The organism is Streptomyces sp. NPDC088725 (assembly GCF_044751305.1).
Lineage (GTDB): Bacteria > Actinomycetota > Actinomycetes > Streptomycetales > Streptomycetaceae > Streptomyces.
Genome location: NZ_JBIVLO010000001.1, coordinates 515809 through 528545 on the forward strand (window position 1 = coordinate 515809; position 12737 = coordinate 528545).

The window sequence follows — 12737 nt, forward strand, 5'->3', positions numbered from 1 at the left end:
GGCTTTCCGGAATCCGGCGTTCAGCGATGCGCTGTCCGGCCGAACGGCGCGTGTCCCGCGCGGTGTTCGCCGCGCGGGACACGTATGGGCTGTTCGGGACGCCCGGCGGGACCGGTCGCGGTCAGCCGATGTGGAAGCTGTCTCCGTAGACCTTCCAGTTCAGCGGCGGATCCAGGTTCAGATTGCCCGCGTTGAGGAAGACGCGCTGTTCGGTGTCGACCCGGGTGGTGTCGGAGTGTGCTTCCTCCTGGTTCATCGCCCACACGCGGGCATCGAGGAAGGCGTTGAGATACGCGACCTCGTCACCGCCCTGGGCCGGGGTCTGCGCCTGGTTGAGCGCGCGCTTGCGGATGGAACCGAAGCTGGTGCTGTCGTTGCCGCCGCCGTGCATCACGATGGCGTCGTAGTACATGAACTGGCCGAGTGTGCCGAGGCCGTCCTGCTTGCCCTGGTTCACGGCCGGGTTGAAGTAGACCCGGTCACGCTCGTCGTTCTGCGCGGCCTGGAACACGGGGTCCTTGGCCGCCTGCTTCCAGGCGGCCGTGAAGCCGGGGTCGAGCCCGTCGTGCGAGTCCGTACCGTCGACTCTGCGCAGCGCCGGGAGGTACGAGGCCAGCGGATTGCCGGGCTCGCTGTCGGTGTACGCCTCGACGAGTTCCAGCATGTCGCTGGTGCCGGAACAGAATCCGATGATGCCGGCGGTGTAGCCGCGGCCATCGCCGATGTCCTCGATGTAGCCGTACTGCGCCTTCCAGTCCAGTGTGGAATTCTCCGCACTGGACACGAGCTGCATGGCGATGTCCTTCTTCGCCGGGTCGTCCAGGCCCGTCGCGGCGACCGTGTGAATCGTCGCGGTCGCACGAGCGGGTTCCGGAGCCGCGTTCGCCATCGCGGTGGCGGGAATGGCGACCAGCGCCAGACCGAGCACGGCGTGGGGAAGGAATCTGAGCCGACGTGGGGTGCGTATGTGGGGGGCGGGCACCTGACCTCCAAGTGGAGAGTTCGCGCTCTTCTGTTAGGAAGCTTTCCTACCAACGGTTGGGGATTCCGTACACCCGTTCTACGTAAAGAAGGGTTACGGGCCGGTCGGTTGGAGTGCTTACGCCCCGCTTGTCTCCCTGTTCGCGGTCCTGCTCGTCGCCTTGCCTGTCCCGCCAGCCGCTCCGCCTGTCACGTCGCGTCGATGTGGTAACTGTCGCCGTAGATCTTCCACTTGAGCGGTGGGTCCAGGTTCAGATTGCCCGCGCGGAGGAAGACCCGCTGAGCGGTTTCGATACGGCTGCTGTCGGTGTGTGACGGCTCGCGGCGGATCGCGTCGACCCGTGCGTCGAGAAACGCGTTCAAGTACGCGCTCTCGCCGCCGCCTTGCCGGGGTGTGCCGATCTTGCGCATGGCCTGCTCGCGCATCGTACGGAAGCCGACCGAGCCCGCCGAGTCGGCGTATCCGTGCATCACGTAGGCGTCGTAGTAGATGAACTGCCCGAGTGTGCCGAGTCCGTCGGCCTTCGCCCGTGCGACGGCCGGGTTGAAGTACTCCTGGTCCCGCTCCGCGTCCTGCGCCTCGCGCATCGCGGGATCGCCGGCGGCCTTCTTCCAGGCGGCGGCGAAGGGGGTGCCGAGGCCGGCGTGCGAATCGCTTCCCTTCACCTTGCGCAGGGCGGGCAGAAAGGGCGTGAGGACGTTGCGGGGCTTGGCTTTCGTGTACCGGTCGACGACCTGGAGGAGGTCGCCGCAGCCGGTGCAGAATCCGATGATGCCGGCGGTGTAGCCGCGGCCGTCGCCGATGTCCTCGATGTAGCCGTACTGCGCCTTCCAGTCCAGTGTGGAGTTCTCCGCGCTGGAGACGAGCTTCATCGCGATGTTCTTCTTCGCGGGGTCGTCCAGGCCGGCGGACGCGCCGGAGGCGGAGCTGCACGCGGCGGTCAGGGTGACCGCGAGCAGGGCCAGGACGAGCAGTTGGCGACGGAGCGCGCGAAGACGGAGCACGTGTCGGACCTTTCCCGTGGCTTGCGCCGGTCAGGCTCCGACAGTACGGGAAAATGCCCGGACCGCCCGTTATGCGCGTGGGCAATGGGTATGGGCGATGGGCGCCGGTGGCGAGCGGGGGACCCACGTCATTGACGAACTACGTGCCGGCCGCCGCCCACTCCGGACGGCGGCCGCTCAGCCCGACGACCCGGTCGAGCAGCGGAGCGCTCTCGTGGACCTCCACCGGCGGGCCGAAGGGGCGTCCCTCGCCGGGCTGGATCAGCAGTGTGTACGAGGACCGCAGGCTCGCCTCGTCGGGTGCGTACGCCTGGCCGGTGCTCCGCGCCAGGTCCCAGCCGTGGATCAGCACCTCATTGAGGCCGAAGCGCCCCGCCGCCTCCCCGGGCAGGTCGACGCCGCCGACCCGGGTGTCACCCTCCCAGGCGGTGGGGGAGCGCCAGGCCGCGGCGAGAGTATCGAGCTGTCGCGGCAGGAGCTCACGCCAGTCGGGATCCAGCGGCTCCGGGAATGGGGTCGGCGGGATCTCGGTCGTCGGGCCCGGTTCCTTCCGCGCGGCGTCCCGGAACGCGGCCGTCAGCGCGAGGAAGTGCGAGAGGAGATCGCTCACCGCGTAGTCGGGACACGGCGTCGGTCCCCCGAGCTGATCGTCGGAGATACCGCCGAGCAGCGAGGCCACTCCGGCGCAGGCGGGTCCCAGGTCGGGAAGGTTCCTGTTCGTGTTCATGAAGGGCAGACCGGCGCGGGACCCGTAATTCATCGGTGGACGGCGTCGACCGCTCGGGACAGCGCCGCCGTTTGCCCGGTCACGGCGACAGGTCGGTCAGGCGCCGAAGGCGGTGCGGCCCAGGGGCTGGGCTTCATAGCCACCGCCTGGCTGCCCCGACGCTGTCGCCGCCGCTGGTGTCGAACGCGATCGCGGCCCCTGGTGCGTGCTGCCTGACCAGGTTCACGACCTGCTCGAAGCACACCAGAAGGGGCTCGGGCTTGCGTATCCCACCCCCGATGACGACGACGTCCCAGACTCGCTCGGACAGCGCTGGTCGAGCCGCACCTGCGCAGACGTCACGATCCGAAACCTACTCGACGGCCCGGTCGCTGATCCAGACCGGGTGCGCGGCCGCTCGGCCCGCCCGGTGGATTCGGATATTGACGTCTGTGGTGCCGAGCGCGATCCTCAGCCCGAATCCAGCGCGGTCCCGGCTTCGTCATGAGGATCGTCGACGACCGCGACGGCCCCCTGCCCGGCGATGGCTGTTCCCCACCAGACCTGCCCTCAACGACTGCTGACCCCGGCCAACTTGCGGTCACTGGTCATCGCTCCCCAGGCCGTCGGGCCGAGCCGCGTTCGGAGCTCAGGCGGCCCGGCCGGCATACGCGAAGGGGATGAAGGTGAGGGTGGACGCCCGGTGGGGCCGGGCGGGCCTGGTGTCAGCCGCGGAGCTGTTCGTACGCGGGCAGTGTGAGGAAGTCCGCGTACCGCGCGTCCAGCGAGACCTCCAGCAGCAGGTCGTGTGCCTGCTGCCAGGCGCCCGCCGTGAAGGCGTCCTCGCCGATCTCCCCGCGGATCGCGGTGAGTTCGGCGGCGGCGAGTTCGCGGGCCAGCTCCGGTGTGGCCCGAACGGTGTGACCGTTGTGTTCGAACTCCACACCGGCGTTGATCCACTGCCAGATCTGCGAGCGCGAGATCTCCGCCGTGGCGGCGTCCTCCATCAGGTTGAAGATCGCGACGGCGCCCGAGCCGCGCAGCCACGCCTCGATGTAACGGATGCCGACCTGGACGGCGTTGAGCAGTCCTGCGTACGTCGGCTTCGCGTCCAGCGAGTCGATGGCGATCAGATCGGCCGCCGCGACCGAGACGTCTTCGCGCAGCCGGTCCTTCTGGTTGGGCTTGTCACCGAGGACCGCGTCGAAGGAGGCCAGGGCGATCGGCACCAGGTCCGGATGGGCGACCCACGAACCGTCGAAGCCGTCGCCCGCCTCGCGGTCCTTGTCGGCCTTCACCTTCTCGAAGGCGACCTTGTTGACCTCCGCGTCGCGCCTCGACGGGATGAAGGCCGCCATGCCGCCGATGGCATGCGCGCCGCGCTTGTGGCAGGTACGGACGAGCAGTTCGGTGTAGGCGCGCATGAACGGAGCTGTCATCGTCACGGCGTTGCGGTCCGGAAGGACGAACTTGGCACCGCCGTCGCGGAAGTTCTTGACGATGGAGAAGAGGTAGTCCCAGCGACCCGCGTTGAGCCCGGAGGCGTGGTCACGCAGCTCGTAGAGGATTTCCTCCATCTCGTACGCCGCGGTGATCGTCTCGATCAGCACGGTCGCGCGGACCGTTCCCTGGTCCACGCCCAGGTAGTCCTGGGCGAAGACGAAGACGTCGTTCCAGAGGCGGGCCTCCAGATGCGACTCCGTCTTCGGCAGGTAGAAGTACGGGCCCTTGCCCAGCTCGATGAGGCGCTCGGCGTTGTGGAAGAAGTACAGACCGAAGTCGACCAGCGCGCCGGGCACCGGGACACCGTCCAACTGGAGGTGCCGCTCGGCCAGATGCCAGCCGCGCGGGCGCATCACGACGGTCGCGAGTTCGCCGGCGGCCTTCAGGGCGTACGACTTGCCGGAACCCGGGTCGGTGAAGTCGATGCGGCGTTCGTAGGCATCGATCAGGTTGAGCTGACCGAGGATCACGTTCTCCCAGGTGGGGGCCGAGGCATCCTCGAAGTCGGCGAGCCAGATCTTCGCACCCGAGTTGAGCGCGTTGATGGTCATCTTGCGGTCCGTGGGACCGGTGATCTCCACACGGCGGTCGTTCAGCGCGGCCGGCGAAGGGGCGACCCGCCAGCTGTCGTCCGCGCGGATGTCCGCGGTCTCCGGCAGAAAATCCAGGCTGGAGGTACGGGCGATCCCGGCGCGGCGCTCGCCCCGGCGCGCGAGCAGTTCGTCACGGCGCGGGGTGAACCTGCGGTGCAGCTCGGCGACGAAGGCGAGGGCGGCCTCGGAGAGAACCTCGTCCTGCCGGGGCAGGGGCGCGGCGTCGACGATGGCCAGCGGGGACGGCGCTGGTGCGGGCATGAGCGGTCACTCCTTCGGCGGACGGTGCCTGACGGCCGCCGGATCGCCCCGTACGGCACGGATGCCGTGGCGCTGGATCGCGGGCGCGGGCGCCGACCGAGGTGTCGGACACTTCTGGCTAGCGGATAGTAGTTTCCTCATAATGGAAGTTCAATGCCACGCGCGGGTGAAGGCGCGTCCCGCGAGCCCGAGGAGACCCGCCGTCGCCCCTCACTCCAGATGTGACAGATCCTCCTCCGTGTCGATGTCACAGGGCTGTGCGACATCCCCGCATTCGACCAGCGTGATGGCGCGTTCGTGCGCCTTCAGATAGGCGCGTGCCCCCCGATCGCCCACGGCGTCCGCCGCGATGGCCGCCCAGCGGTCCGCGCCGAACAGCACGGGATGGCCGCGCTTCCCCGCATACGAGGCCGACGCGAGAGTGCCGGGCGAACGGTAGGCGGCCATGACGCGGGCCACCGCCGCCGCGCCGATCCCCGGCTGGTCCACCAGCATCACCAGCGCGGCCCGCGCGTCCGTGGCGCCGAGCGAGGTGAGGCCCGTGCGCAGGGAGGTCCCCATGCCGCTCGCCCACTCCGGGTTGTCGACCAGTACGCAGCCCGGCAGTTCGGCCCGGCTCCGTACCTCCCCGGCGGCTGCTCCCAGCACCACATGCACCGACGCGCAGCCTCCTTCGCGCAGGGTGCGCACGGCGTGCTCGACCAGGGGGCGGCCACGATGTGTCAGCAGGGCTTTCGGCCGTCCGCCGAGTCTGCGACCGCCGCCTGCGGCGAGCAGCAGACCGGCCACCGGCGGGGCCTGACCGCCCTTCACCGCCCCCTGGCCAGTGCTTTGCCGATCCGTGGTTTTTTGGTGGTGTGTCCATCGCGTGGCTGCCATAGAATCTGCATATCTCATTCACCTCGTTCACCGGTGGCAGGCCAGGACCCGCGCGTTCGGAGCCCTGCCCCCGGACCATCCGCTCCTGATCCGGCTGCTTTTGGTCGGTGGAGTGGCGCGTAACGGGCGTGATGGCGTTAACTTGCCCGCGCACCTTGGGCGTTGACCAATATTCAGTTCAAGGGACCGCCCGAGGGGCGATGTCGGCACGAGCACGTGTGAGGGGGGAACTTTGTTGCACAGTGTGTGGCAGACGCGGGTGACGGAGAAGAGCAGAGAACTCAGCCAGGAGCTGAGCGTGCTGGAGCTGCGAGCCGCTGTGACCCGGCTCCGGCGTGAACTGGCGGGGCACGCGGCGGAGTTCAAGGACCGGGCCATCGCCGAGGATGAGCTGAGCGCGCTCGCCGGGATGGCGGCGGACGGTGACCCCGAGGTGGCCAGGATGCGCCGCTCGCTGCTGCTGATCGTGGGGTCGATCGGCTCGGTCAGCGTGCTCAGGCCGGCGCTCATGGGGGTACGGGACGCGGTCGAGCTGTTCAGCGACGCGCTGCCGCGCAGGCTCGGCTGACGGCGCCGGCGGCTCGGCCCAAGACGCGTGAGGCCCGGCCGCAGGCCCCTGCGGCCTGTCCGAGGACCTGCGCGGCTCGGCTGACCGCCTTCGCGTAGCTCACGGCCTTCGCGTCGCCGGCGGCCGTCGCGTAGCTGACCGCCTCCGTGCCGCCGGACGCCTTCGCGTCGCCGACCGCCGCGGTCAGGACTGCGCCGCCGTGCTGGCCAGTACCTCCGAGAGATCCCGCGCCACCTCCCGGAGCACCGGCACGATCCGCTCCGTGGCCGCGTCGGTCACCCGGCCCGCCGGACCCGAGATCGAGATCGCCGCGGCGGTGGGGGAGTCGGGGATCGGGACCGCCAGGCAGCGGACCCCTATCTCCTGTTCGTTGTCGTCGATCGCGTAACCCGTCCTGCGCACGTCCTCCAGGGCGTTCAGGAAGGCGTCGGGTGTGGTGATGGTCTTCTCCGTGGCCGCCGGCATGCCCGTACGGCCGAGCAGCGCCCGGACCTCGTCGGCGGGAACGTGTGCCAGCAGCGCCTTGCCCACGCCCGTGGAGTGCGGCAGCACCCGCCGCCCGACCTCGGTGAACATCCGCATCGAGTGCTTGGAAGGCACCTGCGCCACGTACACGATCTCGTCACCGTCGAGCAGCGCCATGTTCGCGGTCTCGCCGGTCTCCTCCACCAGCCGCGCCAGATACGGCCGCGCCCAGGTGCCGAGCAGCCGGGACGCCGACTCGCCGAGCCGGATCAGGCGCGGGCCGAGCGCGTACCGCCGGTTGGACTGCTGGCGTACGTAGCCGCAGTCGACCAGGGTGCGCATCAGGCGGTGGATGGTCGGCAGGGGCAGCCCGCTGCTGGCGGAGAGTTCGCTGAGGCCGACCTCGCCGCCCGCGTCCGCCATCCGTTCGAGCAGGTCGAAGGCGCGCTCGAGCGACTGGACGCCGCCGCTCGCGGAGGCGGTCTTGGCGGCGGTGCTGGCGCTGGACGGCGGCACGTCAACGGTCCTTTCGGGACGGGCGGACAGGCAGCAGCCTACCGGGCCGTCTTGGCGGGGCGAGAAGGATACGTTCTTCCTGCCAAAATGCAAATTCCGCTTGGTGGAAACATTCCGGCCCGTGTCGGAGGCGGTGCGGCCTTGACGGTCTGTGGCCCGGAGTGAAGACTCCTTCAACGGTTCGTTGACATCCGAAGTCGAATCCTGTTCGAAGCCCGGAGTGGAATCCTGACGGGAAATCCGACGTCGGAAATGTCTGACGTCTGAAGTGACCGACGTCCGAAGTAAGGGGCACGGGTGTCCGAGGTGAGCCTGGTACTGCGCTCGACGCGCGTCATCACTCCGGAGGGAACGCGGCCCGCCTGCGTGGCCGTCGCCGGCGGCCTGATCGAGGCCGTCCTCCCGTACGACACACCACCACCGCCCGGCGCGCGGCTCGAAGACGCCGGGAACGACGCCGTCCTGCCCGGCCTCGTCGACACCCATGTCCATGTGAACGATCCGGGACGCACCGCGTGGGAGGGCTTCTGGACCGCCACCCGCGCCGCGGCGGCCGGTGGCATCACCACGCTGCTCGACATGCCGCTCAACTCCCTGCCGCCCACCACGACGACGGAGCATCTGCGCATCAAGCGGGCGGTCGCCCGTGCCAAGGCCCATGTGGACGTGGGTTTCTGGGGCGGCGCGATCCCCGGCAACGAGAAGGACCTCCGGCCGCTGCACGACGCCGGGGTCTTCGGCTTCAAATGCTTCCTCTCCCCGTCCGGCGTCGAGGAGTTCCCCGCACTCGATCAGGAGCAACTGGCAGGCTCCCTGGCGGAGATCAGCGGCTTCGGCGGACTGATGATCGTGCACGCGGAGGACCCGCACGAGCTGGACACGGCGCCGCTGCGCGGCGGTCCCGCCTACGCCGACTTCCTGGCCTCCCGGCCGCGCGCCGCGGAGAACACCGCGATCGGGAACCTGATCGCGCGGGCGAAGCGGCTCGACGCCCGGGTGCACGTCCTGCACCTGTCCTCGGCCGACGCGCTGCCGCTGATCGCCGGGGCGAAGCGGGAAGGCGTCCGGATAACGGTCGAGTCGTGTCCGCACTTCCTCACCCTCACCGCCGAGGAAATCCCGGACGGGGCAACGGAGTTCAAATGCTGCCCGCCGATCCGCGAGACGGCCAACCAGGACGCGCTCTGGCAGGGGCTGATCGACGGGACGGTCGACTGCGTCGTCTCCGACCACTCGCCCTGCACCACCGACCTGAAGACCGCCGACTTCGCCTCCGCCTGGGGCGGCATCTCCTCACTCCAGCTGGGCCTGCCGGCGATCTGGACCGAGGCGCGCAGGCGCGGCCGCCCGCTGGAGGACGTCGTCCGCTGGATGTCGGCGGCCCCCGCCGCGCTGGCCGGACTCACCCGCAAGGGCGCGATCGAGGCGGGCCGGGACGCCGACTTCGCCGTCCTCGCGCCCGAGGAGACCTTCACGGTGAACCCGGCGGAGCTGCACCACCGCAACCAGGTCACGGCGTACGCGGGCAAGACCCTGTACGGCGTCGTCAGGTCGACCTGGCTGCGCGGCGCCCGGATCGCGCGGGACGGTGTCCTCTCCGAACCGGCAGGCCGACTGCTCGAAAGGAACACGTGACCGTGTCACAAACCCCGTCCGCCGTGCCCTCCTTCACCGGCGACGCCGCACCGTACGGAGGCGGCGATCCCTACGCCGACTACCGCACCGCGGACTTCCCTTTCCGGCACCTCACCGACCTCGCCGACCGGCGGCTCGGCGCCGGAGTCCTCGCCGCCAACGACGAGTTCTTCGCCGAACGCGAGAACATGCTGAAGCCGGGGGCAGCGGAGTTCGCCCCCGAACGCTTCGGTCACAAGGGCAAGATCATGGACGGCTGGGAGAGCCGCCGCAGGCGCGGGGTCAGTGCCGGGCAGCCGCATCCCACCGACGAGGACCACGACTGGGCGCTCGTCAGGCTCGGCGTACCCGGGGTGATCCGCGGCATCGTCGTCGACACCGCGCACTTCCGCGGCAATTACCCGCAGGCCGTCTCGGTCGAGGGCACTTCGCTGTCCGGCACCCCGTCCCCCGAGGACCTGCTGAGCGACGGCGTGAAGTGGACAACGCTCGTACCGCGTACCGCAGTCGGCGGTCACGCGGCCAACGGCTTCGCGGTCGGGACCGAACAGCGCTTCACCCACCTGCGGGTCAACCAGCATCCCGACGGCGGCATCGCCCGGCTGCGGGTGTACGGCGAGGCCGCGCCCGACCCGGCCTGGCTCGCCGTGCTCGGCACATTCGATCTCGTCGCGCTGGAGAACGGCGGCCGGGTCGAGGACGCCTCCGACCGGTTCTACTCACCTCCCGCGAACACGATCCGGCCGGGCCGCTCCCGTCAGATGGACGACGGCTGGGAGACCAGGCGCCGCCGCGACCGGGGCAATGACTGGATCCGCTACCGGCTGGCCGCGCAGTCCGAGATCCGCGCGGTCGAGATCGACACCGCGTATCTCAAGGGCAACGCGGCCGGGTGGGCCGCCCTGTCCGTCAGGGACGGCGAGAGCGGCGACTGGACCGAGATCCTGCCCCGCACCCGCCTCCAGCCGGACACCAACCACCGCTTCGTACTGGGCACTCCGGCGCGCGCCACCCACGTAAGGATCGACATCTTTCCGGACGGCGGGATCTCACGGCTGCGCCTCTTCGGCTCACTCACGGACCAGGGCGCGCACCTGCTGGCGGCCCGGCACCATGAGTTGGGCGGCTGATCCCGACCGCCACTTCCCGGACGGCGGGCGCGGCGGCTCAATCACCCTGTGGGGGAAGGACAGCTGACGGACACCGACGTACGCTGAATGAATGCCGATCATCGAACTCGCCGAGTACGGTCCGGACTTCAACGCGAACCCGTATCCGTACTACGCGAAGCTGCGGGAAGCGGGACCCGTCCATGAGGTGCGGTCCGGACCGGACTCACGGTTCTGGCTGGTCGTCGGGTACGAGGAGGGCCGGTCGGCGCTCGCCGACCCGCGGCTGTCCAAGTCGGCTTCCCCGGCCGACTCGGAATCCCTGTTCATGGGCAAGCACGTACTGATCGTGGATCCGCCCGACCACACCCGGCTGCGGAAGCTGATCTCCCGGGAGTTCACCGCCCGCCGGGTGGAGAGCCTGCGCCCGCGCGTCCAGGAGATCACCGACGGACTGCTGGACGCGATGCTCGCCGACGGGAGGCAACACGCCGACCTGGTCGACGCGCTGGCCTTCCCGCTGCCCATCACCGTCATCTGCGAACTGCTCGGCGTGCCCGACGCCGACCGCGAGACCTTCCGCGGCTGGACCAACGAGATCGTGGCACCGTCGACGCCCGAACTCTCCCGCGAAGCGGGTATGTCGCTCCGGGGCTACCTCGATGAACTCATCGAGGACAAGCGCTGTTCCGGCCCGACCGACGACCTTCTCTCCGCTCTGCTGCGCACCAGCGCCGAGGAGGGCGACCGCCTTTCCGCGTCCGAACTGCGCGCGATGGCCTTCATCCTGCTCATCGCCGGCCACGAGACGACCGTCAACCTGATCTCCAACGGGGTACGCGCGCTGCTCGCTCATCCCGACCAACTCGCCGCGCTGCGAGCGGACTTCTCGCTCATCGACGGCGCGGTCGAGGAAATGCTCCGCTACGACGGACCGGTGGAGACCGCGACGCTCCGCTTCACGAAGGAGCCCGTCCGCTACGGGAACACGGTGATTCCGCCGGGTGAGACGGTGCTGGTCAGCCTGGCCTCGGGCGACCGCGACCCGGCGCGCTTCCCCGACCCGGACACGTTCGACATCCGCAGGGCCGCGGGCGGCGGTCCCGGCCACCTCGCCTTCGGCCACGGCATCCACTTCTGCATCGGCGCCCCGCTCGCCCGCATCGAGGGCCGCATCGCCATCAGGACCCTGCTGGAACGCTGCCCGGACCTGGCGCACGACCCCGGAGCCGAGCCGTACAACTGGCTGCCGGGGCTGCTGATCCGGGGCGTGCGCAACCTGCCGGTGCGCTGGTAGCCCGTCAAGGCCGGTGTCCCGCCTGGCGGGCGCGGCCGCCCGCGACTCTCCTGCCGCGTGTGCCGGACTCAGCTGCCCGCCGTCTTCTGCCCCGCCTGCCGGGCTCAGCCGACCGCCGCCGCTGCCTCGCCCGCCGGGCGCGGCCGCTCGCCGGACTCAGCCGCCCGCGATCTCCGTCAGCGCGACCGGACGGTGCTCGCGCCGCGACAGCTCGCACGCCTCCGCGATCCGCAGCGCGTGCAGTGCCTCCCTGCCGTCGCACGGATTGGCGTGTCCGTCCGCCACCACGCCGATGAACGCGTCCAACTCGGCCTCGTACGCGGGGGCGAAGCGCTCCAGGAAGCCGGGCCACGGGTTGTCGCAGGGCGGCGGGCCCTTCGGCTCCGTCGAGGTGATCGGCGTACGGTCGTCCAGGCCCACCGCGAACTGGTCCAGCTCGCCCGCCAGTTCCATCCGTACGTCGTAGCCCGCGCCGTTGCAGCGGGTGGCCGTGGCGGTCGCGAGCGTACCGTCGTCCAGCGTGAGCACGGCGGCCGCGGTGTCGACGTCGCCCGCCTCGCGGAACATCGCGGGACCCGCGTCGGAGCCGGTGGCGTAGACCTCCACCACCTCGCGCCCCGTCACCCAGCGCACCATGTCGAAGTCGTGCACCAGACAGTCCCGGTACAGGCCCCCGGACAGCGGCAGGTACGCGGCGGGCGGCGGCGCGGGGTCTGAGGTGAGCGCCCGTACGGTGTGCAGCCGGCCCAGCCTGCCCGACCCGACCAGCTCGCGGGCGGCGCGGTACCCCGCGTCGAAGCGGCGCATGAAGCCCAGCTGGAGCACCGTGCCCGCGGCCTCCACTTCCTCCAGGGCCCGCAGCGTGCCGGCCAGGTCCAGCGCGATCGGCTTCTCGCAGAAGGCCGGCAGCCCCGCGCGTGCGGCGCGGCTGATCAGCTCGGCATGCGCGGAGGTGGCGGAGGCGATCACGACGGCGTCCACACCCCAGCTGAAGATCTCGTCGGCGGAAGGGGCGGCGGTGGATCCCGTCTGGGCGGCTACCTGCGCCGCCCGTCCCGCGTCGGTGTCCGCGACCACCAGGGAACCGACCTCGCGGTGACGGCTGAGTACGTCCGCGTGAAAGCTGCCGATGCGGCCCGTGCCGATGAGTCCGATGCGCATGGCCCCAAGGTGGCGGGCCCTGTGATCCATGTCAAGCCTTTGTCAGGACAATCGAACT

11 protein-coding genes and 1 pseudogene are annotated in these 12737 nt (G+C 70.3%); 4 read left to right on the top strand and 8 right to left on the bottom strand.

From position 1 onward, the window contains the following. Positions 1-121 precede the first annotated feature (121 nt). The 6 genes and pseudogenes from ACIP6N_RS02250 to ACIP6N_RS02275 all read right to left on the bottom strand — a co-directional run bounded on the left by ACIP6N_RS02250 (position 122) and on the right by ACIP6N_RS02275 (position 5928). A complete protein-coding gene (locus ACIP6N_RS02250; protein WP_401812129.1) occupies positions 122-982 on the bottom strand; it encodes a chitosanase in 861 nt (286 codons plus the stop codon). A gap of 188 nt (positions 983-1170) precedes the next feature. Continuing rightward, positions 1171-1986 (bottom strand): chitosanase, encoded by an 816-nt coding sequence (locus tag ACIP6N_RS02255; protein ID WP_401812131.1) that lies wholly within the window; start codon positions 1984-1986, stop codon positions 1171-1173. A 139-nt stretch (positions 1987-2125) separates the two neighbouring features. After that, positions 2126-2713, bottom strand: a complete 588-nt coding sequence (locus tag ACIP6N_RS02260; RefSeq protein ID WP_401812132.1) for a TIGR03086 family metal-binding protein — start codon at positions 2711-2713, stop codon at positions 2126-2128. A 133-nt stretch (positions 2714-2846) separates the two neighbouring features. Continuing rightward, positions 2847-3026: pseudogene (locus ACIP6N_RS02265) on the bottom strand (hypothetical protein); the annotation flags it as partial. 391 nt (positions 3027-3417) lie between these two features. Next, entirely contained in the window at positions 3418-5049 is a 1632-nt protein-coding gene (gene aceB / locus ACIP6N_RS02270; protein ID WP_401812133.1) for a malate synthase A, read from the bottom strand. A 210-nt stretch (positions 5050-5259) separates the two neighbouring features. Beyond that, on the bottom strand, positions 5260-5928 hold the full coding sequence (locus ACIP6N_RS02275) for an NTP transferase domain-containing protein (protein ID WP_401812134.1): 669 nt from the start codon (positions 5926-5928) through the stop codon (positions 5260-5262). Positions 5929-6160: 232 nt separating this feature from the next. On the opposite strand from ACIP6N_RS02275, the gene ACIP6N_RS02280 reads away from it, so the two are divergent. Beyond that, positions 6161-6496 (top strand): DUF5955 family protein, encoded by a 336-nt coding sequence (locus tag ACIP6N_RS02280; protein WP_401812135.1) that lies wholly within the window; start codon positions 6161-6163, stop codon positions 6494-6496. A 183-nt stretch (positions 6497-6679) separates the two neighbouring features. On the opposite strand, the gene ACIP6N_RS02285 is transcribed toward ACIP6N_RS02280, so the two are convergent. Then, positions 6680-7477: an IclR family transcriptional regulator gene (locus tag ACIP6N_RS02285; protein ID WP_401812136.1), complete on the bottom strand. Its 798-nt coding sequence runs from the start codon at positions 7475-7477 to the stop codon at positions 6680-6682. A gap of 297 nt (positions 7478-7774) precedes the next feature. Here ACIP6N_RS02285 and allB point away from each other — a divergent pair, with 297 nt between their 5' ends. From allB to ACIP6N_RS02300, 3 genes are all read left to right on the top strand, one after another. After that, positions 7775-9112 (top strand): allantoinase AllB, encoded by a 1338-nt coding sequence (gene allB, locus ACIP6N_RS02290; protein WP_401812137.1) that lies wholly within the window; start codon positions 7775-7777, stop codon positions 9110-9112. A gap of 2 nt (positions 9113-9114) precedes the next feature. Next, a complete protein-coding gene (gene alc / locus ACIP6N_RS02295) occupies positions 9115-10242 on the top strand; it encodes an allantoicase (protein ID WP_401812139.1) in 1128 nt (375 codons plus the stop codon). A gap of 91 nt (positions 10243-10333) precedes the next feature. Then, on the top strand, positions 10334-11518 hold the full coding sequence (locus tag ACIP6N_RS02300; protein ID WP_401812141.1) for a cytochrome P450: 1185 nt from the start codon (positions 10334-10336) through the stop codon (positions 11516-11518). A 156-nt stretch (positions 11519-11674) separates the two neighbouring features. Here the strand turns inward: ACIP6N_RS02300 and ACIP6N_RS02305 are convergent, their stop codons facing one another. Continuing rightward, positions 11675-12679: a Gfo/Idh/MocA family oxidoreductase gene (locus tag ACIP6N_RS02305; RefSeq protein WP_401812142.1), complete on the bottom strand. Its 1005-nt coding sequence runs from the start codon at positions 12677-12679 to the stop codon at positions 11675-11677. Positions 12680-12737: the final 58 nt, after the last annotated feature.